This window comes from Enterobacter sp. BWH52 (genome assembly GCF_001037565.1).
GTDB classification, from domain to species: Bacteria; Pseudomonadota; Gammaproteobacteria; order Enterobacterales; family Enterobacteriaceae; genus Enterobacter; species Enterobacter hormaechei_C.
Map to the genome: position 1 here is coordinate 1,942,342 of NZ_KQ089854.1, position 21,345 is coordinate 1,963,686.

18 protein-coding genes are annotated in these 21,345 nt (G+C 54.9%); 6 read left to right on the plus strand and 12 right to left on the minus strand.

Features of this window, described 5'->3' with window-relative positions:
* Nucleotides 1-27: 27 nt before the first annotated feature.
* On the minus strand, nucleotides 28-1,203 hold the full coding sequence (manA, locus tag SK47_RS09225) for a mannose-6-phosphate isomerase (protein WP_003857564.1): 1,176 nt from the start codon (nucleotides 1,201-1,203) through the stop codon (nucleotides 28-30).
* Nucleotides 1,204-1,402: 199 nt separating this feature from the next.
* Here manA and fumA point away from each other — a divergent pair, with 199 nt between their 5' ends.
* Together fumA and fumC are read left to right on the plus strand one after the other, a co-directional pair.
* Nucleotides 1,403-3,049 (plus strand): class I fumarate hydratase FumA, encoded by a 1,647-nt coding sequence (fumA, locus tag SK47_RS09230; RefSeq protein WP_032609072.1) that lies wholly within the window; start codon nucleotides 1,403-1,405, stop codon nucleotides 3,047-3,049.
* A gap of 182 nt (nucleotides 3,050-3,231) precedes the next feature.
* A complete protein-coding gene (fumC, locus tag SK47_RS09235) occupies nucleotides 3,232-4,626 on the plus strand; it encodes a class II fumarate hydratase (RefSeq protein WP_003857560.1) in 1,395 nt (464 codons plus the stop codon).
* Here fumC and tus read toward each other — a convergent pair whose 3' ends face one another.
* The 4 genes from tus to rstA all read right to left on the minus strand — a co-directional run bounded on the left by tus (nucleotide 4,627) and on the right by rstA (nucleotide 8,785).
* A complete protein-coding gene (gene tus, locus SK47_RS09240; RefSeq protein ID WP_003857559.1) occupies nucleotides 4,627-5,556 on the minus strand; it encodes a DNA replication terminus site-binding protein in 930 nt (309 codons plus the stop codon).
* A 74-nt stretch (nucleotides 5,557-5,630) separates the two neighbouring features.
* Entirely contained in the window at nucleotides 5,631-6,929 is a 1,299-nt protein-coding gene (gene rstB, locus SK47_RS09245) for a two-component system sensor histidine kinase RstB (RefSeq protein ID WP_003857557.1), read from the minus strand.
* A 324-nt stretch (nucleotides 6,930-7,253) separates the two neighbouring features.
* On the minus strand, nucleotides 7,254-7,673 hold the full coding sequence (iraM, locus tag SK47_RS23120; protein ID WP_058659747.1) for an anti-adapter protein IraM: 420 nt from the start codon (nucleotides 7,671-7,673) through the stop codon (nucleotides 7,254-7,256).
* A 392-nt stretch (nucleotides 7,674-8,065) separates the two neighbouring features.
* Entirely contained in the window at nucleotides 8,066-8,785 is a 720-nt protein-coding gene (rstA, locus tag SK47_RS09250) for a two-component system response regulator RstA (RefSeq protein ID WP_003857553.1), read from the minus strand.
* Nucleotides 8,786-8,912: 127 nt separating this feature from the next.
* Here rstA and SK47_RS09255 point away from each other — a divergent pair, with 127 nt between their 5' ends.
* The gene (locus SK47_RS09255; protein WP_003857551.1) at nucleotides 8,913-9,248 is read left to right on the plus strand and encodes a GlpM family protein; all 336 of its coding nucleotides are present in this window, start codon (nucleotides 8,913-8,915) and stop codon (nucleotides 9,246-9,248) included.
* Here SK47_RS09255 and folM read toward each other — a convergent pair.
* From folM to ydgH, 3 genes are all read right to left on the minus strand, one after another.
* Nucleotides 9,245-9,967, minus strand: coding sequence for a dihydromonapterin reductase (folM, locus tag SK47_RS09260; protein WP_003857550.1), 723 nt, complete (start codon nucleotides 9,965-9,967; stop codon nucleotides 9,245-9,247). The genes SK47_RS09255 and folM overlap by 4 nt on opposite strands.
* Nucleotides 9,968-10,006: 39 nt before the next feature.
* A complete protein-coding gene (locus SK47_RS09265) occupies nucleotides 10,007-11,389 on the minus strand; it encodes an amino acid permease (protein ID WP_003857548.1) in 1,383 nt (460 codons plus the stop codon).
* A gap of 185 nt (nucleotides 11,390-11,574) precedes the next feature.
* Complete coding sequence (gene ydgH, locus SK47_RS09270; RefSeq protein ID WP_047055239.1) at nucleotides 11,575-12,519, minus strand: DUF1471 family protein YdgH; 945 nt, start codon at nucleotides 12,517-12,519, stop codon at nucleotides 11,575-11,577.
* 535 nt (nucleotides 12,520-13,054) lie between these two features.
* Between ydgH and pntA the strand changes: the two genes are divergently transcribed.
* The 3 genes from pntA to SK47_RS09285 all read left to right on the plus strand — a co-directional run bounded on the left by pntA (nucleotide 13,055) and on the right by SK47_RS09285 (nucleotide 17,203).
* Entirely contained in the window at nucleotides 13,055-14,584 is a 1,530-nt protein-coding gene (gene pntA / locus SK47_RS09275; RefSeq protein ID WP_048243977.1) for a Re/Si-specific NAD(P)(+) transhydrogenase subunit alpha, read from the plus strand.
* Between the two features lie 10 nt (nucleotides 14,585-14,594).
* Nucleotides 14,595-15,983 (plus strand): Re/Si-specific NAD(P)(+) transhydrogenase subunit beta, encoded by a 1,389-nt coding sequence (pntB, locus tag SK47_RS09280; RefSeq protein ID WP_003857541.1) that lies wholly within the window; start codon nucleotides 14,595-14,597, stop codon nucleotides 15,981-15,983.
* 107 nt (nucleotides 15,984-16,090) lie between these two features.
* On the plus strand, nucleotides 16,091-17,203 hold the full coding sequence (locus SK47_RS09285) for a mechanosensitive ion channel family protein (RefSeq protein ID WP_003857538.1): 1,113 nt from the start codon (nucleotides 16,091-16,093) through the stop codon (nucleotides 17,201-17,203).
* 38 nt (nucleotides 17,204-17,241) lie between these two features.
* Here the strand turns inward: SK47_RS09285 and uspE are convergent, their stop codons facing one another.
* The 4 genes from uspE to abgT all read right to left on the minus strand — a co-directional run bounded on the left by uspE (nucleotide 17,242) and on the right by abgT (nucleotide 21,317).
* The gene (gene uspE, locus SK47_RS09290; RefSeq protein ID WP_003857535.1) at nucleotides 17,242-18,192 is read right to left on the minus strand and encodes a universal stress protein UspE; all 951 of its coding nucleotides are present in this window, start codon (nucleotides 18,190-18,192) and stop codon (nucleotides 17,242-17,244) included.
* Nucleotides 18,193-18,329: 137 nt separating this feature from the next.
* Nucleotides 18,330-19,082, minus strand: coding sequence for a fumarate/nitrate reduction transcriptional regulator Fnr (gene fnr / locus SK47_RS09295; RefSeq protein WP_000611906.1), 753 nt, complete (start codon nucleotides 19,080-19,082; stop codon nucleotides 18,330-18,332).
* Between the two features lie 183 nt (nucleotides 19,083-19,265).
* Complete coding sequence (gene ogt, locus SK47_RS09300; RefSeq protein WP_003857532.1) at nucleotides 19,266-19,781, minus strand: methylated-DNA--[protein]-cysteine S-methyltransferase; 516 nt, start codon at nucleotides 19,779-19,781, stop codon at nucleotides 19,266-19,268.
* Between the two features lie 9 nt (nucleotides 19,782-19,790).
* On the minus strand, nucleotides 19,791-21,317 hold the full coding sequence (gene abgT, locus SK47_RS09305) for a p-aminobenzoyl-glutamate transporter (protein WP_023324558.1): 1,527 nt from the start codon (nucleotides 21,315-21,317) through the stop codon (nucleotides 19,791-19,793).
* Between the last annotated feature and the right edge of the window lie 28 nt (nucleotides 21,318-21,345).

A 21,345-nucleotide genomic window follows, 5' to 3' on the forward strand; every position in this document is an offset into this window, starting at 1 on the left:
AGAGTTGTTAAAAAATTCAGTAAGTCCCTAAAGCTTATTAAAAACACGCGCCAGGCGACCGGTGCCGCTCACCCGGACAGGCGACTCGTTTGCTGCGACAAAGGCGGATTCACCCGGTTTGAGCACCAGACGCTCGCTATCTTTGTGCAACGTCGCTTCGCCTTCCACACAGAACAGGATCGCGGCGCTCTCCTGTGCAATGGCGGTTTCGTCTGCGCTGAGGTCGTGCAGGGAGAAGGCAAAATCGTCAACCGGAATCGGGAAGTCCAGCTCTGCGCCGTTTTTCACCGGCTGAGTAAGCAGCTCCGCAGCAGGTTTCGCCACAAACTTCACGTTGGCAACCAGCTCAGGGATGTCGATGTATTTTGGCGTCAGGCCCGCGCGCAGTACGTTATCGGAGTTAGCCATCACCTCCAGTGCCACGCCGTTGAGGTAGGCGTGCGGGGTTTCAGCGAACAGGAACATCGCTTCGCCCGGGTTGAGCTTCACCACGTTCAGCAGAAGCGGAGAGAAGAGACCGCTGTCGTCCGGATAAAACGCGGAAATTACGCGAATGGTGTCCCATGGCTCACCCTGCTGGCTGTTCAGCGCGGCTTTCAGCACCGCCAGCGCGTGTGATTTTTCCTCGCCCTGCATATTCAGCAGGCTGGCAAACAGCTCGCTCAAGGCTTCTGCGTTCGGGTTTTCCAGGAAGTGGGCGATCGCGTTGTGAGCCCCGGCGACCGGTTGCAGCAGGGAGATGATCTCGGAAAACTCGCGGAAGGCATTCATCGCCAGAAAAGGGGTGAGGGCGAAAACCAGTTCCGGCTTGTGGTTAGGATCTTTGTAGTTACGCTCTGCGGCGTCTAACGGAATACCGGCGGCATTTTCTTTGGCAAAGCCCAGCTCAGAGGCTTTTTTGTTCGGGTGAACCTGAATGGAGAGCGGCTGGTCGGCGCACAATACCTTGAACAGAAACGGCAGCTCACCAAACCGATTCGCCACTTTATCGCCGAGCAGTGCGGCTTTGTCGGCGTCGATGACGTCACGCAGGCTGCGAACCTGACCGCTGGCATCTTCAATTTTTGAGCTGCTCTTCGGGTGCGCGCCCATCCACAGCTCTGCCATCGGCAGGTTGTCCGGGTTGGCGATACCGTAGAGATCCGTTAACGCAGTTTTACTTCCCCAGGCGTAGTTTTGCACTGAGTTGATGAGTTTTTGCATTATCAAGCCCTGATTCATATGTGGAATTAACTCCGCGTATTAAAGCAATAAACCGAATGGAAGTAACCTGCGGATGTAAAAAGTCGTACTAGTCTCAGTTTTTGTTAAAAAATTGTGTAGGATAAGCTGACTCGCTTTTAAGCCGGGCAGCGGAACATCTGCCCTGAATAAACAGACCGAAGCAGTAAGTGAGAGAACAATGTCGAATAAACCCTTCCATTATCAGGATCCTTTCCCCCTCAGTCAGGATCAGACCGAGTATTATCTGTTAACCCGCGATTACGTTACTGTCTCTGAGTTTGAAGGGCAGGAGATCCTCAAAGTTGACCCGCAGGGGCTGACGTTGCTGGCGCAGCAAGCCTTCCATGATGCTTCCTTTATGCTCCGTCCGGCGCATCAGCAGCAGGTTGCTGATATCCTGAGCGACCCGGAAGCCAGCGAGAACGATAAGTACGTTGCCCTGCAATTCCTGCGTAACTCTGATATCGCGGCGAAAGGCATTCTGCCGACCTGCCAGGACACCGGCACGGCGATTATCACCGGTAAAAAAGGCCAGCGCGTCTGGACCGGCGGCGGTGACGAAGCGGCGCTGGCGCGCGGCGTTTACAATACCTACACCGAAGACAACCTGCGCTATTCGCAAAACGCGGCGCTGGATATGTACAAAGAGGTGAACACCGGCACTAACCTGCCTGCGCAGATTGACCTCTACAGCGTCGACGGTGACGAGTACAAATTCCTCTGCATCGCCAAAGGCGGCGGTTCAGCCAACAAAACCTATCTTTACCAGGAAACCAAAGCGCTGCTTACCCCGGGCAAGCTGAAAAACTACCTGGTCGAGAAGATGCGTACCCTCGGCACCGCGGCCTGCCCGCCGTACCATATCGCATTTGTGATTGGCGGTACGTCTGCCGAAAGCACCCTGAAAACCGTTAAGCTGGCCTCAACCAAATACTACGATGGCCTGCCAACGGAAGGTAACGAACATGGTCAGGCGTTCCGCGACGTGCAGCTTGAGCAGGAACTGCTGGCCGAAGCGCAGAACCTGGGGCTGGGCGCGCAGTTTGGCGGCAAATACTTCGCGCATGACATTCGCGTGATCCGCCTGCCGCGCCACGGTGCTTCCTGTCCGGTGGGGATGGGCGTTTCCTGTTCAGCGGACCGTAACATCAAAGCGAAGATCAACCGCGACGGCATCTGGATCGAGAAGCTGGAGAACAACCCGGGCAAATACATCCCTGAAGAACTGCGTAAAGCGGGCGAGGGGGAAGCGGTTCGCGTGGACCTGAATCGTCCGATGAAAGAGATTCTGGCGCAGCTTTCGCAGTATCCGGTCTCGACCCGTCTATCCCTGAACGGGACGATTATCGTGGGCCGCGACATCGCCCATGCGAAGCTGAAAGAGCGCCTGGACAACGGCGAAGGGCTGCCGCAGTACATTAAAGATCACCCGATCTACTACGCAGGTCCGGCAAAAACGCCTGATGGATATGCTTCCGGCTCGTTAGGCCCAACCACGGCGGGCCGTATGGACTCCTACGTCGACCAGTTGCAGGCCAACGGCGGCAGCATGATCATGCTGGCGAAAGGCAACCGCAGCCAGCAGGTGACGGACGCGTGCCACAAGCACGGCGGCTTCTACCTCGGTAGCATCGGTGGCCCGGCGGCGGTGCTGGCGCAGGGCAGTATCAAGAGCCTTGAGTGCGTGGAGTACCCGGAACTGGGTATGGAAGCGATCTGGAAAATTGAAGTGGAAGACTTCCCGGCGTTCATCCTCGTGGATGACAAAGGTAACGACTTCTTCAAACAGATCCAGTCTTCCCAGTGTTCGGCGTGTGTGAAGTAATTCTGTAAATTGCCGGGTGGCGCTGACGCTTAACCGGCCTACATACTCGTAGGTCGGGTAAGGCGCAGCCGCCACCCGACATCAAAAAGAGCGCACAAAGCGCCATAACGTTTCTCAGAAGTCATCAATACTTATCTCTTAAGCATGTGAGCAATCCCATCTTTGTTATCAAGGAGTAAGTAATGACAATGCATCGCCGCGAGAAAGACTCCATGGGCGCCATCGACGTCCCGGCCGACAAGCTATGGGGCGCACAAACCCAGCGTTCGCTGGAGCATTTTCGCATTTCGACAGAGAAAATGCCCGTCTCGCTAATCCAGGCGCTGGCGTTGACCAAACGCGCTGCCGCCAAAGTCAATCAGGATCTGGGCCTGCTGGATGCCGATAAAGCCACCGCCATCATCAATGCCGCCGACGAAGTGCTGGCGGGCAAACATCCCGACGAATTCCCCCTTGCCATCTGGCAGACCGGCTCAGGCACCCAGAGCAACATGAACATGAACGAGGTGCTGGCGAACCGCGCAAGCGAGCTGCTTGGCGGCGTGCGCGGCATGGAGCGCAAGGTCCACCCGAACGATGACGTGAACAAAAGCCAGAGTTCCAACGACGTGTTCCCGACGGCCATGCACGTGGCGGCCGTCATCGCAATCCACGAGCAGCTTATACCGCAGCTCAACGTGCTTAAATCTACGCTTAACGAGAAAGCGCAGGCCTTCCGCGACATCGTTAAAATTGGTCGTACGCACCTTCAGGACGCCACGCCGCTGACGCTCGGCCAGGAGATCTCCGGCTGGGTGGCGATGCTGGAGCACAACCTTAAGCATATCGACAACAGCCTGCCGCATCTGGCGGAGCTGGCGCTCGGCGGAACGGCGGTGGGCACTGGGTTAAACACCCATCCCGAGTACGCGGTGCGCGTGGCCGAAGAGCTGGCGAAGATTACCGGGCAGCCGTTTGTTACCGCTCCGAATAAATTCGAAGCGCTGGCGACCTGTGATGCCCTGGTGCATACCCATGGCGCGCTGAAAGGGCTGGCGGCCTCGCTGATGAAAATCGCCAACGACGTGCGCTGGCTGGCCTCCGGCCCGCGCTGCGGCATCGGCGAAATCAGCATTCCGGAAAACGAGCCGGGCAGCTCCATTATGCCGGGCAAAGTGAACCCGACCCAGTGCGAAGCCATGACCATGCTGTGCTGTCAGGTGATGGGTAATGACGTGGCGGTTAACATGGGCGGCGCGTCGGGTAACTTCGAGCTTAACGTCTATCGACCGATGGTGATCCACAACGTACTGCAATCGATTCGTCTGCTGGCCGATGGCATGGAGAGCTTTAACGAGCACTGCGCGGTGGGCATTGAGCCTAATCGCGAGCGAATCAGCCAGCTGCTGAATGAGTCTCTGATGCTGGTAACGGCGCTGAACACCCATATCGGTTATGACAAAGCGGCCGAAATCGCAAAAAAAGCGCACAAAGAGGGGCTTACCCTGAAAGCCTCTGCGCTGGCGCTGGGCTACCTGACGGACGCCGAGTTTGATGCCTGGGTCCGACCGGAAGCGATGGTGGGCAGCCTCAGATAATCACTGCGCCACATACAGGTGCAGCCGCGGAATAATCAGCTGTAGCGGCTGCGCCTGGGGTTTATAGCGATGCTGAACGTTTTCAGCATCGTAGTTCAGCAGTTCCCCGATATCCGGCACCACCGCACCCTGATCGGCATCATAGAGCGCAATCAGCGGCGTCGGGCAGGCGTATTGCACCTGCTTTTGTTGACCGGCATACCAGACACGGGCGATAGGCTGCACCTTCACCGGACGCTTTATTTTAAGACGGGTATCAGCTGGCAGGGAGGCAATGCTGTGGTACTCCTGCTCCAGCCGTTCAATCCACTGTTCCCGCGACCACGGGGCGACCGTTCGCGGCGATTTCAGGCTTTTTTCCAGCTGCGCCAGGATCTCGTCCCGCGCGAAATTTTTAATAATGTGCTTGTTGGCCCAGCCGAAGCGCAGCGTGGCGGGATGGCGCAGTACCGTCAGCGTGCGGTAGGCATTCAGGGTGATCAGCCCCGGAAGCTGGCGATGCACCCATTCAAAACGGGCAGCCGGTGCCAGCCCGGACTCAACGGTTACAATCCTCTCAAAGGCGGCTTTCAGCGTATTGATATGCGTAATCTGCGCCTCAATTCCTTCACGCGTTGCGGCATCCGTTTGCAGGCAGATGACGCCGGGCAGGCGAACGGCGGCCTTACTGCTGCGATTTTCGGACTGCTGCTGGATGAAAAGGCGACGATAGTGCTGCAACGTCATTTCCAGCGCCGCCTTGCCAACATGCTGCGTCACCTCAATGGTGTTCAGCGGGTCGTGCTCTGCGCCTTTTGCCACCTCGGGCAGGGAAAAGACGCGGGCGGCCAGCAGGCGGCAGTCCTGAAGTTGCCCCGTGAGGGTCAGTAACGCCTGCTCTATTTCCCGAAACGTGGTGTTAAGCCTTTCGATGAGATCGTAAGTTGTCATGGCAGCCCTTAATTAGTTACAACATACTATTGATATAGCACAACACGCCGGGTCAGGCCAGCGTGCAGTTTAGGTCAGGCAGGTACGGGAAGGGGAATGTTGTGATAGATCGGCCAGCTAAAGACGAACCGGGCCCCACCCAGCTCGCTCGCTTCGCAGCGAACCGAACCGCCCATCGCCTGGGCAATAGAACGGACAATAGCCAGCCCCAGACCACAGCCGCCGGTAGCCCGGTCGCGGCTGGGATCGAGGCGCACAAACGGCTCAAAAACTTTTTCACGCTCCGCCGGCTCAATGCCGGGGCCATCGTCTTCCACACACAGAATCGCCTGGCTTCCCTGCAAATCTAAACCTATGCGCAGCGTCGTTTCGCTGTAGCGCATGGCGTTGTTCATCAGATTATCCAGCACGCGTTCCATCAGGCGCATGTCCAGTGCGCCGTACGCGCCGGGGGTAATGGCTGTCAGCAGTTTTCGCTGAGGGTTAACGCTCTGCACATCGTTAATATGCGTCTGTAGCCAGACGGGGAGATCCGGTGTACTGAGGTGCAACTCCGTCTGAGGCCGATCGAGGCGGGCATAGGTCAGCAGCTCTTCAATTAGCGCTTCAAGCTGGCCAATATCCCGATTGAGCGCCTGCGATTCCGCCCCGGTGAGGTTCTCGCTCATCTCCAGGCGATAACGCAGGCGTACCAGCGGAGTGCGCAGTTCATGCGCAATGCCATCGATCAGCTGCTTCTTGCTGGCAATCAGGGCGTTGATGTTATCGGCCATCTGGTTAAAGGCAATACCGAGCCGGTCAAAACTGGAACCACTGTCGAAATGTATGCGTTCAGTTAAATGACCCTCCCCAAAACGCTGTGCGGCGGATTCCAGTTTCAGCATGTCCTGCCAGTGCGGTCGCATCCAGATGAATACAGGGAAAGCGAGCGAGATGGCAATAAAGCCCAGCAGGGCGAGATCCAGCAGGCGCATCTGGTGCAGGTAATAGAGATAGGGCACCGGCCCGACGGCCAGGACATAATGGCTGCGCGGAATACGCTGAATGAAGGTATATTTCTCGTCCAGCGCGACGATGTCTCCATCGCGCAGACGCTGCATCGCAGGCGGCGCTAAGTCAAAATCCTTCATGGGTTCGATACGCAGATCAAACGACAGATTCAGATCCAGCTCTTTTAACGTGCGCGCCCAGTCATGAGGTGGTATTTCTCGCAACTCGCTACGCATCAGGTAGAGCGAGCTTTTCATCAGATCGTCGAGGGATTGTCTGCCCGCGCGCTCTGCGGTGAATTTGTAGACCAGCCCGACCAGCATGGTCATCACCAGAAAGCAGACAAACAGCAGAAGGTAAAACTGCACAAACAGCTTTTTCATTAATCTCACCGAAACAGGGGCTTCACTACACGTCTTTTACCAGCAGGGTCGCCATGGGCGCAAGTCAGGCATGATGAGTTGAAAAGGGTAATTGTCGAGAGGTATTTCAGCGCGGCATCGCTTTATTCCATCAATGCCCGGAAAATCCGTTTACGTTTCAGTTAAACGAGTTTATTTACGATTGCGTATTATTGATCCGTAATAACAATGACAAAGGCCACCTGCGGGTGGCTTTATTTAATGGCGTTAACCAGCGAGAGGGATCCGGCACAAACGGTGCGACAGAAATAATTAGCGTTGTAACCTGAGCATTATCGATCTTCGTTAATGTCTGGATTTAGCTGTGCTGACAATCAGTGGATTCGTGGTAAACCCATGCGGGCATTTCCGCGCGTTGCAATGCACCGCGTATGTGCATATCTCTTCTTGCTGGTTTCGGTTGTATGGGCATGCCATCTTGTTTTTAATTTCACTCCACAACATCTCGTTATAAGGTGATATGTTATATATCGATATAGGCTTGAACACACCATTAATGAAGACGCCATTTTTTGTCGGATATATTCTGTCACCGGGGTACAAATAGACATCGCTTTCATACCAAATAATGAGTTTCAAGAACTTGAGGCCCAAGATGCTTGAATAAACGATTCCCGTGTTAGGACAAATTACCGAGCTAATGACTCTCCATGACATTGCTATACCTCTTTCATTAAATAATTGAGAGAGTATAAGGTTTAGCATGAGAATTAGATATCTGCAAACACGTAAGCTATTGAAAAAGATCGATATTATTTATACGGTTGCCACTATCCCCTTTGTTTTCAAAAGGATAAGATAATGATTAAAGCAATTGTAAAGATTATTTTTAGACCAATGTGCTTTTAAGTGACGGATTTTTGATCGATGATGGCGCCTGCACTGCTGAATATATATTGTACTACAGCACTGAAATACATTAGGAATACTTTTGTTTAGGCGAAAAATGCCCAGCGAAATAGCATACAAGGAAGGAATGAGAACAAGGGATATTTTATAACTGACGATGCATATAATCGATAACTTTCGACGGGTACTGATAATAATTCCGATGCATCGTGAGTTATTTTTCGAATATTCCTGTTTTGTTCCTTTTTTCAGGTTTCCCAGGCGTGCGGTGCAAACAGATAGCCCTTATTGCGTACGGTTTTAATGCGGTAAGGTTCCGTGGCGTTATCCAGCAGTTTTTTACGCAGACGCGAAATCGCCACATCAACGCTACGATCCATTCCGTCGTAACTTACGCCGCGCAGATTTTTCAGTAATGCATCCCGGTCCATAATTTGACCGGCATGGGTTGCCAGCTCCCACAGCAGGTCAAAATCTGCGGTTGAGAGCGCAATCAGCTCCCCGGAAAGCATAACCTGTCGGTTGACCGGGTCGATAGAAAGCGTGCCGAAGCGCATCGCTTTGTGCGGCGTTAAAGAGGGGGCAGACGCTTCACGCTCCGCGCCGCTGGCACGCTGACGCAGATGGAGGCGCAAACGGGCAAGCAGGACTGCCGGCGGCGTGGTTTTCAGGATGTAGTCATTCGCGCCCATCTCAAGCGACAGAATATGATTCATATCGCTGTCGAGAGAGGTCAGCAGCACGATCGGACCGTCCCACTTCGTGCGCAGATCCCGGCAGAGCGTCATACCATCTTTTCCGGGCAGCATGATGTCCAGCAACACCAGGTCCGGATTTTCGCGGGTCACGACGTCTTCAGCGCGATCGCCACGAGGCTCGACAACCACTTCCATATCATGTTTACCCAGATAAGCGGCGATCAGTTGCCCCACCTCGGGTTCATCTTCAACATAAACAATCTTATTCATACAACGTCTGTCATCGCAAAAAACGTCAACATACACCGCGCAATCTTAACCTTCCATTAATCTTTCAAAATTAGCCGGACTTCCGTTATCCTGCACGGGAATGTTATTTGATTGTTAAGGGAAAAGAATGGGGCTGGTGATAAAAGCCACGCTGGGTGCGCTGGTCGTGCTGCTGATTGGGGTGCTGGCTAAAACGAAGAACTACTACATTGCCGGGCTGATCCCGCTGTTTCCCACCTTTGCGTTAATCGCGCACTATATTGTGGCCTCTGAGCGGGGTATTGAGGCGCTGCGCGCCACCATTGTGTTCGGGATGTGGTCGATCATCCCGTATTTTATCTATCTGCTGTCGCTGTGGTACTTCACCGGTTTTCTGCGTCTGCCCCTGGCGCTGGGCGGGGCGGTGGTCTGTTGGAGCCTCAGCGCCTGGGTGCTTATCTTCTTCTGGAGCCGCTTTCACTAGCGCAGCGGGCGGCCACCGTCCACGGCAAACGTTCGGCCCGTGACGTAACAGCTGGTCAGCAGATAATCGATCAGGTCGATCACCTCTTTCTCACCGGGCGCAATTTTCATTAACGACTTGTTGAGCGCCTGCTGACGATACTCGGCATCATCGCCTTCGTTAAATAAAATCATCGCCGGAGCAATCGCGTTGACCTTTACCTCGGGCGCCAGCTTGCGTGCGAAAGAGCGGGTCATATTATCCAGGGCGGCTTTGCTGGCCGCATAGGCGATGTGTTTGTCGCTTCCTCGCTCTACCACGTAATCGGTGAAATGGATAATGTCGCCTGCGGCATGGCCGTGTCCGCGCAGCAGATCCTGTAGGGCATGGTTGAGCAGATAAGGCGCATTAACGTGGATCTGCATCATGCAGGCGAGCGTTTCGCTGAGCGAATGTCCTGCTTTTTCGGGAAGCCAGGTACTGGCGTTGTGAATAACCGCCCGCAGCCCGTGGGTGGTCGATTTCACTTTGTCCGCGAAGGCGAGTATACCTTCATCCGTGGAGAAATCCGCCTGAATGCAGACTGCTCCGGCATTTCGTAGACCTTCAATGGAGGGATATTCCGTGCGGTAACTGACGATAACCGGATGGCGAAGGTTGAGAAAGTGATGGGCGAGGGCGAGGCCGATGCGACGGCCTGCGCCAGTGATCAATATTGGGCGTTGCTGCGTGTGTCCCATCGTAATCTCCTTTTCAGTTCAACAATGGGACAGGCGACGCTATCCCATTAACATCCACGTTGCCGGTACGGCAGCGACTAACAGCAAACCTATCAACGCCATTTCGCGGCGCTTAAGGGCATTATCAAGCTGATGCGTACGGCGAGCGTAGATAAACACCAGCAGGCCCGGTGCGTAGAGCACCACGGACAGCAGCAGATGCATCGGTCCGGAAGCATACAACAACCATAGACCGTAAATACAGGCGCCGACACCTACCGCATAGTGTGCCGGGCGGGTCGCAATTTTTAACAGATATGCGCCCACTAAGAAATAGGGTACCAGAATCATCTCGGAGGCGATGGTCAGCAGCGTGTTATAGTCCGATCCTGTGAGCCAGATCAGCACCAGACAGACCTGCACGCTGATGTTGGTGAGCCACAAAGAGGCCGATGGCGCACTGTTTTTGTTCTGACGGGCAAACAGGCGCGGGAACGCTTTATGCGTGGCGGCCAGGAACGGCACTTCCGCTGCCATAATGGTCCAGCTCAGATAGGCGCCGCAAACGGAGACAATCAGACCCGCCGCGATAATCACGTCTCCCCAGGGACCCAACATTTTCACCATCAGCCCGGCCATAGATGGGTTACGCATTTCCGCCAGTTCAGGGCGTGCCACCACGCCGAGCGACAACAGCGTCACCAGCAGATAAACGCCCAGCGCCGCCAGTACGGCCAGCAGCGTGGCGCGTCCCACGTCGCGCTTGTTACGCGCGCGGGCAGAGACTACGACGGCACCTTCAACGCCGATGAACACCCACAGGGTGATCAGCATGGTATTTTTCACCTGTTCCCAGACGGGAACGCCCAGCGCAATGCCGCTGAAATCGAGCGTAAAGACATCGAGACGGAAGGCGAGGAAGGCCAGCACGACGAACAGGCCAAGCGGCACCAGCTTGGCCAGCGTTGCCACGAGGTTAATGCTGGCCGCGGTCTGGACGCCGCGCAAAATCAGCCAGTGAACAATCCACAGCAGTACCGAGGCGCCGACGATGGACTGCCAGGTATTACCGTCGCCAAACAGGCGCAGTTCGGGCGTATCGGTAAAGAAGCTGAGCGCTGAGAAGACGATAACCAGATAGGAGACGTTGGCGATCACCGCGCACAGCCAGTAACCCCAGGCGGAGCAGAAGCCGATCAGCTCGCCGAAACCTTCCCGGGCGTAAGTGAATATTCCGCCGTCCAGATCCGGTCGGATACGGGTCAGCAGCAGCATGGCGAATGCCAGCAGCAAAATCCCAACACCGGTAATGCCCCAGCCAATCAGTAATGCGGCCGGGCTGGCGACGGCCGCCATGTTCTGCGGCAAACTGAATACGCCCGCGCCCAGCATTGAGCTCAATACAAGTGCAGTTAACGCACTCAGGCCAAGTTTCTTTTCCATTGGCTTCCTGTTATGAAAAGTCCAAATCCAGAATAATTATTTCGCTAAGGCGCATAAAAATGGTGGATCACGCTAAGGCGCGGGATTTTACGGAGTGTGAAGGATGCATGCAATGACGTGTGGCAGAAATCAGAAAAAAAGTAACAAAAAAGGCGGCACTGCGCCGCCTTTATGAAACCGTTTTGTTACTTGTACAGATCGGCGCTGATGGTCAGGTTGTTACCACGTTCCTGCCACTGCCGGGTGATGTGGTAATACTTCGCGCCTTTCTTCGCAGCACGCTTCGCCACCTGATAGGAGATTTCCGTCATGTTGCCATAGTTGCCCGTAAACTTGATGCTGTCGAACGGCACCATCTGCGCGGCAGTGGCTTTGTTCAGCTCTTCAATTTTCGTGCCGTCTGGTAACGTAACGGTATAACGACCGCCTTTGGTGGATTGGGTTTCAAAGAAACGACCCACTTCAGCGCTTGGTGCCGCAGACGTTGCTACGCCCGGAATTTCCACTTTCTTCGCTTCTTGACCGCCTTTCGCCAACGCGGCACGTCCCGCATCTGAATCCGCTGGAATGGCGTCCGGGCTTTGCACTACGCGTTTTTTCGCATCTTGCTTATAGATGAAAGCGGTGATGCGCTGGTTTCCGCCCTGGTTAGCATCAACCTGACGCACGATATAGAACGCGTAAGCGCCTTTTTCTCTCGCGGCTTTGGTGATGGCATCGTTAACTTCAGGCTGGCTGCGGTAGAAGCCCTGAACGGTCACGGTGTCATACGGTTCCAGCTGAACAGCCTGATCTTTCGGCAATTCAACAATGCCGTTAATCACGCGGTTTTTCTGTTCATCTGCTTTTGGGGCATTCTCTTTGTACAGCGCAATCGTCACGCGCTGGTTGCCGCTGTTGCCTTGATCGGACTGGTCAACAACGTAAAACGAGGCAGCGCCGTTTTTATCGGCGGCTTTTGATGCGGCGGCGACGGCATCGCCAATAGAGTTATAGCGACCCACAATGACCGTATGGTCAAAAGGTTTTAACGCTGCCGCTTGCTCCGGCGTCAACTCTGTCGCGGCATTCGCAGACAGGGCGGTCGCGGAAAGAAGTGCGGACGCCAGGAGTGTGTTCTTAAGCTTCATAAAAATAATCCTTCGCCTTGCGCAAACCATGTACTGGTGTTGTTGTTAATTTGAGACGGTCCCGATTATGGCATTTAACACCCATCGCTGTCTGCGGCATTTTTCACAGCCTGTGCTCACCAAAGGACCTGATTCGATAACATTTTGTGATATGTGGAAAAAACAGGCGTTTCACAAGAAAAACTGATTAAGCATATGACTTTTACAAGTTAATTTAATGTTAATGAGTTGTTCTATTATGGCGCTATATCATGTTTTTACCGCTTCGCTTGCGCGATTTATCGGTCCTGAAGGCGAATTTAAGGTAAATATCTCTGTCAGTAACCCCGATCGCTTATTTTTCACAGATAAAGTAAGAAATAGTGTTTTCTGGCGGTAGATCACGGGCGCTATTTTCAGTAGGTTATAGAAAGTTTGTTACTGTTTTATTTTCCGGGGTTAATCATTCTCCGTCGTTATCGCGATGGTGAAAATTGATACAAACCGCGGGCAATTATCGACAAACCATCATCAAAAACCGATGGAAGGGAAAACTATGCGTATTGGGGTACCAAAAGAACGGTTAGCCAATGAAACCCGCGTAGCGGCAACACCAAAAACGGTGGAGCAACTGCTTAAACTGGGTTTTACCGTCGCGATTGAAAGCGGCGCGGGCACACTGGCGAGTTTCGATGACGAGGCCTTTACTCAGGCTGGCGCGGACGTCGTGGACGGTGCTGAGGTCTGGCAATCACCCATCATTCTGAAGGTAAACGCACCGGAAGAGGGTGAAATTGAACTGCTGAACGCGGGCACTACGCTGGTGAGCTTTGTCTGGCCAGCCCAAAACCCGGAGTTGATGGAGAAGCTGGCGGCACGCGGTGTCACCGTGATGGCGATGGACTCCGTGCCGCGTATTTCGCGCGCGCAGTCTCTGGATGCGCTGAGCTCCATGGCGAACATTGCCGGCTATCGCGCCATTGTCGAAGCTGCGCATGAGTTTGGTCGCTTCTTTACCGGTCAGATTACGGCGGCAGGTAAAGTTCCACCCGCGAAGGTGATGGTGATTGGTGCCGGTGTGGCAGGTCTTGCCGCTATCGGGGCCGCAAACAGCCTGGGCGCTATTGTTCGCGCGTTTGATACCCGGCCGGAAGTGAAGGAGCAGGTGCAGAGTATGGGCGCCGAATTCCTTGAGCTGGACTTCAAGGAAGAAGCGGGCAGCGGTGATGGTTACGCGAAGGTCATGTCTAAAGCCTTTATCAAGGCGGAAATGGCGCTCTTTGCGGCGCAGGCAAAAGAGGTAGACATCATTGTCACCACCGCGCTTATTCCGGGTAAACCGGCGCCGAAGCTGATCACCCGTGAGATGGTGGATTCCATGCAGCCGGGCAGCGTTATAGTCGATCTGGCGGCGCAAAACGGCGGTAACTGTGAGTATACCGTGCCAAATCAGGTCACGACGACCGCGAACGGCGTGAAGGTGATCGGTTATACCGACCTGCCAGGGCGTCTGCCAACCCAGTCCTCTCAGCTGTACGGCACGAACCTCGTTAACCTGCTGAAGCTGCTCTGCAAAGAGAAAGACGGCAACATTACCGTTGATTTTGATGATGTGGTGGTGCGTGGCGTTACCGTGGTGCGTGAAGGGGAAATCACCTGGCCTGCACCGCCGATTCAGGTTTCCGCTCAACCTCAGGCTGCGCCGAAAGCGGCACCAGAGCCCGCGGAGCCAGCAAAACCTGCGTCGCCGTGGCGCAAATACGCCATCATGGCGCTGGTCATAATCCTGTTTGGCTGGCTGGCGGACGTCGCGCCAAAAGAGTTCCTTGGCCACTTCACCGTCTTCGCGCTCTCCTGCGTGGTGGGTTACTACGTCGTGTGGAACGTTTCCCATGCGCTGCATACCCCGCTGATGTCGGTCACCAATGCCATCTCCGGGATTATCGTGGTCGGGGCATTGCTGCAAATTGGTCATGGCGGCTGGATCAGCTTCCTGAGCTTCATTGCGGTGCTGATCGCCAGTATCAATATTTTCGGTGGTTTCACCGTGACTCAGCGCATGCTGAAAATGTTTCGTAAAGGCTAAGGGGTAGCATATGTCTGGAGGATTAGTTACAGCCGCATACATTGTTGCTGCAATCCTGTTTATTTTCAGTCTGGCGGGGCTTTCCAAACACGAAACGTCTCAGCAGGGAAATAACTTTGGTATCGCCGGTATGGCGATTGCGCTGATTGCCACCATCTTTGGGCCGGACACCGGCAACGTGGCGTGGATCCTGGTGGCGATGATCATCGGCGGCGCGATTGGTATTCGTCTGGCGAAACGCGTTGAAATGACCGAGATGCCGGAGCTGGTTGCTATTCTGCACAGCTTCGTGGGTCTGGCGGCGGTGCTGGTGGGCTTCAACAGCTACCTGTACCACGAACCGGGCCTGGAGCCGATTCTGGTGAACATCCATCTGACCGAAGTGTTCCTCGGCATCTTCATCGGTGCGGTGACCTTCACCGGGTCGATTGTGGCGTTCGGCAAGCTGCGCGGGAAGATCTCTTCCAAACCGCTGATGCTGCCTAACCGCCACAAGCTGAATCTGGCGGCGCTGGTCGTTTCCTTTGTGCTGCTGGTGGTCTTCGTGCGTACCGAAAGCGTAGGCTTGCAGGTGCTGGCGTTACTGGTGATGACCATCATCGCGCTGGCGTTCGGCTGGCATCTGGTGGCGTCTATCGGCGGAGCAGATATGCCGGTAGTCGTTTCCATGCTGAACTCCTACTCCGGTTGGGCGGCGGCGGCGGCAGGCTTTATGCTGAGCAACGACCTGCTGATTGTCACCGGTGCGCTGGTCGGTTCTTCCGGTGCGATCCTGTCTTACATCATGTGTAAGGCGATGAACCGTTCGTTTATCAGCGTCATCGCGGGTGGCTTCGGTTCTGACGGCTCATCAACCGGTTCTGATGAGGAAGTGGGTGAACACCGTGAAATCAGCGCGGAAGACACCGCAGAGATGCTGAAAAACTCGCATTCCGTCATCATCACCCCAGGCTATGGCATGGCGGTGGCGCAGGCGCAGTATCCGGTGGCGGAAATCACCGAGAAACTCCGCGCGCGCGGTATCAAGGTTCGCTTTGGTATTCACCCGGTGGCGGGGCGTCTGCCAGGCCACATGAACGTGCTGCTGGCGGAAGCGAAGGTGCCTTACGACATCGTGCTGGAAATGGACGAGATCAACGATGATTTCGCCGACACCGACACCGTGCTGGTGATTGGCGCCAACGACACCGTTAACCCGGCGGCGCAGGACGATCCGCGTAGTCCGATTGCGGGTATGCCTGTTCTCGAAGTGTGGAAGGCGCAGAACGTTATTGTCTTCAAACGCTCTATGAACACCGGCTATGCTGGCGTGCAGAACCCGCTGTTCTTTAAAGATAACACCCACATGCTGTTTGGCGACGCCAAGGCCAGCGTGGATGCGATCCTGAAAGCGCTGTAATTTCGCTTCATCCTGACAAACCGCCCCCTGGGGCGGTTTTCTTATTTCTGCGGCCAGCTTTTCTCCTCTGTCTATACTTTACCCTTTGTGTAATACGAGGAGGTGTAATGCGATTTTTGTCCCGCTTCGACATCATCGAACTGATGATGACGCCGTCTTTCTGGATCGGCGTCGCCACGGTGGTCTTTGTGACTCTGCTGGTGTACTGGCTGCTGACGCGCCTGATCGCCTTCGTTAAGAAAGGGATCACCACCTGGGGCGACAAGCACCCCAGCACCAACCGGATGCGCTTTATCCTGACGGATATGCTTAACCGCACCAGCCGCGTCCTGCTTTTTGTCGTGGCGCTGTTGTTCAGCCTGCGTTTCGTCGACTTACCGGATCATCTCTTTGGTACCGTGAGCCACGCCTGGTTCCTGGTCTTCGCTATCCAGGTGGCGCTGTGGATGGATCAGGGGGTGGTGTCGTGGCTTCGTCACGTCATGCTGGCGCCGGGAAGCCATAAAAACCCGGTGACGCTGGTGATCACGGGGCTTATCCTCCGTGCCATTGTCTGGTCAGTGATGCTGCTGTCTATTCTTGCTAACGCGGGCGTCAACATCACTGCTCTGGTTGCCAGCCTTGGGGTAGGGGGTATTGCTATCGCCCTCGCGGTGCAAACGATCCTGAGCGACGTGTTTGCATCGCTCTCCATCGGTTTTGATAAGCCGTTCGAAATCGGCGATTTTGTGGTGTTTAACGATGTCGCCGGGACGGTAGAGCACATTGGTCTGAAAACCACCCGTATCCGCAGCCTGAGCGGGGAGCAGATTGTCTGCGGGAACGCCATCCTGCTGCAACAGACGCTGCATAACTATAAGCGGATGCAAACGCGGCGGATTGTTTTTACCTTCGGAGTCGCCAGCGACACGGCGCCGGAAAAACTGCGTTCAGTGGGTGAGATGGTCAAACAGATCATTACCGACGTCGGGGAAACGAAGTTTGACCGCGCCCATTTCCTGGGCTTCGATCGCGATCGCCTGACCTTCGAGGTGGTTCATATTGTTAATACGGCGGATTACAACAAGTACATGGATATTCAGCAGGAGATCAATATTCGTATCCTGGAGGGGCTGAACCAGCAGGAGATCAAGCTGGCGCTACCGAGCATGGTTCTGCACGCGCCCTGGATGAATGCCGGCGACGAGGCATCTGCGCAACGGTTGAGCGAAGCGCAATAAAAAAAGCCCGCCGTTACCGGCGGGCTTTCATTTTGGGGTCAATCGTCTTCCTCATCGTCCAGCTCAACCGGCGTCTGATATTGATCCGGTTTGATGACCAGAAGGTCGCAGCGCAGATGGTCGATCACCTGCTCGGCGGTATTTCCCAGGAACGCGGCAGAAATACCGGTCCGGCCGATGGTGCCCAGCACCACAATCCCGGCCTGCAAATGCTCCGCCAGATCCGGAATAACCTCTTCCGGTAACCCTTTTTCTACGTGGGTCATGTTCTCATCGATACTGAATTTCTGGCGCAGCGCTTTCATGGCCAGCAGATGCTGACCGCGAATCGCGTCGTTATACACGCTCGGGTCAAATTCAGGCAGCTCGATGGCGATATTGATTGGCGTTACCGGATAGGCGCCCACCAGATGGACTTCAGTATGGTTAACCTGGTCTGCAAGCTGAAGCGTCTCTTTCACCAGTTTCTCGTTCAGCGAATTGTGATAATCCTCTTCGCTGGCCAGATTGACCGCCACGACGGCTTTCCCGCCCTCAGGCCACGGCTGATCTTTCACCATCCATACCGGACAAGGGCATTTGCGCAGCAGGTGCCAGTCTGTTGGAGTGAAAATCACGGATTCCAGTTTGTCATGCTGGTGCGCCATTTTCAGCAGCAGGTCATGCCCACCGGCCACCACTTCCTGAATAATGGCTTCGAAGGGGCGGTTGTGCCAGACTACTTTAATATCAATCGGTACGCCCGCTTCCAGGTAATACTTCGCCTGCTCGCGGATCCACGCGGTACGCTGGCTGATCACTCCCTGACGCATAGCGGTGCGCTCGTCAGGCGACAGAAGGGTGGTCATCTCGTATGAGAAGTCATAAATCGGCAAAAAGGCTTTAATTTTGCCACCAATCCGTTGATGTAAATACACAGCACGTCGTAATGCCGGCTGATCGTCCTGATTAGGATCGATAGCCACCAGCATGTTTTGATACTTTGCCATACAGGTCTCCTTACTACTGTCACCACAGTCTGTAAGTAAAAGAGTAACCTATATATCTTGAATGAAACAGGGGGGAAGTTTTTGCCAGATCAATAATCATGAAAATTTATCGACCTGGCATAAGATATCCGGGAGAGTTATGCCACGTTACGTGAGTGACCCGCCAGAATGGCCAGAGCTTCACCGTTTTCGATGGTGATATACTTACCTTTAACCGCCAGCATTCCGCTCTTCTGGAAGCGACCCAGCAGACGGCTGATGGTTTCCACGGTCAGGCCCAGATAGTTACCAATATCACCGCGCGTCATGGTCAGACGGAATTCACGCGGGGAGAAGCCACGTTCCGCGAAACGGCGGGAGAGGTTATAGATAAAGGCGGCCAGACGCTCTTCGGCATTCTTCTTAGAAAGCAGCAGGATCATATCCTGATCGCCTTTGATCTCACCGCTCATCAGACGCATCATCTGCTGACGCAGGTTCGGCATCTTACCGGACAGATCGTCCAGCGTCTCAAACGGAATTTCGCAGACCATAGAGGTTTCCAGCGCCTGAGCAAAGCTCGGGTGATGGCCACTGCCGATGGCGTCAAAGCCGACTAAATCGCCTGCCAGATGGAAGCCGGTGATCTGCTCGTCGCCCTGTTCGGTAATGGTGTAGCTTTTGATGGTGCCAGAACGGATAGCATAGAGCGACTTCAGTTCGTCTCCCGCCTTAAACAGCGTCTGCCCTTTCTGAATAGGCTTTTTGCGCTCGATGATATTGTCAAGCTGATCGAGTTCGTGCTCATTCAGAGTAAACGGGATACAGAGCTGGCTGATGCTGCAATCCTGGCAATGGATAGCACAACCGCCAGACTGAATGCGTCGTATAATTCGCTTTTCCGGGATCATAGGTTTGCTCAAGCCTTAATTGATATTGGTCAATTTTAACATCTTTTTGGTAAGGACGTAAGTCTGGCAAACCCCCAATAAAGACAAGAGACGGCAGCGTGTTGCCATCTCCTTGAAATTCCACAGAATGATTAAGGATTATGAATCTAACAGGTAGAAAATTAAGCACAAAAAGCCTGGGAATTACAGCAGAAAATACCCTTCGTGACGCAGCAGCCACTCTTTGCGCTGTACGCCCCCGGCATAGCCGGTGAGGGTGCCGTTGCGCCCAATCACGCGATGGCAAGGCACCACAATGCTGACGGGGTTAGAGCCATTTGCCGCACCGACCGCGCGCGCCGCGCCGGCACGACCAAGCTGTTCTGCCAGCTGACCGTAGTGCATCACCTGCCCGCAGGGAATATTACGCAGCGCCTGCCACACCTCGCGCTGGAAAGGGGTGCCCGCCGTGGCGGTTGGCAGGGTATTAATAATGCTGAGATCGCCCTCGAAGTAGGCCGTCAGTTTATCGCTCAGCCCGCCAGGATTACGGGCAGTAACACGCTCGTATCCCTCGGCGCGATAATGGATGTTGAGCAGCTCAACCATCCGGTCGCTGTGCTCTTCCCATTCAACCGCGCGCAGATTGAACGCTTCATCCGCGATAACCCACAGCGGCCCCAGCGGCGTCGCAATCTTATCTTCGAGTAATCTCAGCATCAGTACTCCTTAGTTCAGCCTCGGGTAAACACCCGGTCCAATCGGCAGGCCGACAAGATACCACGCCACCAGCATCACCAGCCATACCCCTAAGAAGATAAGCGGATAGGGCAGAACCAGCGAATAGTAGGTACCCAGCTTAGCCTCCGGTCTGTAGCGTTGCAGGAAGCCTAAAAACAGCGGAACGAAGGGTGACACGGGCGCCAGCGGGATCACCGAGGAATCGGCGACACGGAACAGGATCTGGGCGAACGCCGGATGGAAGCCGAGCATCATAAACATGGGGACAAAGATGGGCGCCAGAATCGACCAGATGGCCGACCCGCTGGCAATAAACATGCACAGCAGGGACGACAGCAGCGCCAGGCCGACAAACGCCGGAACACCGCTCAACCCCGCCGCCTCCAGCGCGTCCGTCAGGCTCACGGCCATAAACTTGCCCATGTTGCTCCAGTTAAACATGGCGACAAACTGCGCCAGCGGGAACACCATCACGATAAAACCGGCCATCTCCTTCATCGGCTCGATCATCAGGTGCGGCAGATCTCCCTGACGGCGGATTTTGCCGGTGGCGATGCCGTACGCGAGCGAAACGACGAAGAAGAAGAGAATTATCAGCGGCACAATGCCCTGAATAAACGGCGAGGGCAGTACGGTGTGTTTGATCGGATCGCGCAGCACGCCATTCTCCGGTACCACCATCAGCGCCACCACCGCAATGAACGCCAGCGAGACGATCCCGGCTACGCGCAGGCCGAACTGCTGCTCTTTGCTCAGCGTCTCCAGCTTTTCATCGCTCCGGCCTTCCCATTTACCCAGGCGCGGCTCAATGATTTTATCGGTAATCAGACCCCCGACAATCGTCAGGACAATCACTGAACTGGCCATAAAGTACCAGTTGTCGATCACGCTGACGTGCATGGTCACATCGATGGTGCTGGCTGCCTCTGTGCTGATGCCGGAGAGCAGCACATCGGTGGTCACGATAAGCAGGTTAGCGGTAAACCCACAGCCGACGCCCGCAATCGCCGACAGCAGGCCCGCAACAGGATGACGACCAACGGCGAGGAAAATCAGCGCCCCCATCGGCGGCATGATCACCAGTGCCGCGTCGGACGAGATATGGCTGAAGAAGGCAATAAACAGCACCATATAGCTGGCATAACGCGCGCTGACGTGCGAGGCCATTTTGACCATCAGCGCGGGCAGGAGACCCACGCGCTCGGCCAGTCCCGCGCCTAACACCAGCGCCAGGATGGCGCCCAGCGGCGCAAAACCGCTGAAGTTTTTAATCACGTTCGGCAAAAACCAGTGCAACCCTTCAACGCTGAGCAGGTTTTTCACTGCCACCATGCTGCCGTCGGCCGGGCTGCGCACGCTCACCTCAAAGGCGGACAGCACGGCCGTCGCGACCATCAGGATGACAATTAAATAGATAAAAAGCAGGAAAGGGTGCGGCACTTTATTGCCGATCCTTTCAACCCAGCCATAGAGCTTACCGGATGGGGAATGCGAAGGTATGGAAGACATACTCATGGGCGTTCCTCGGGACTGTTGTTGTGTT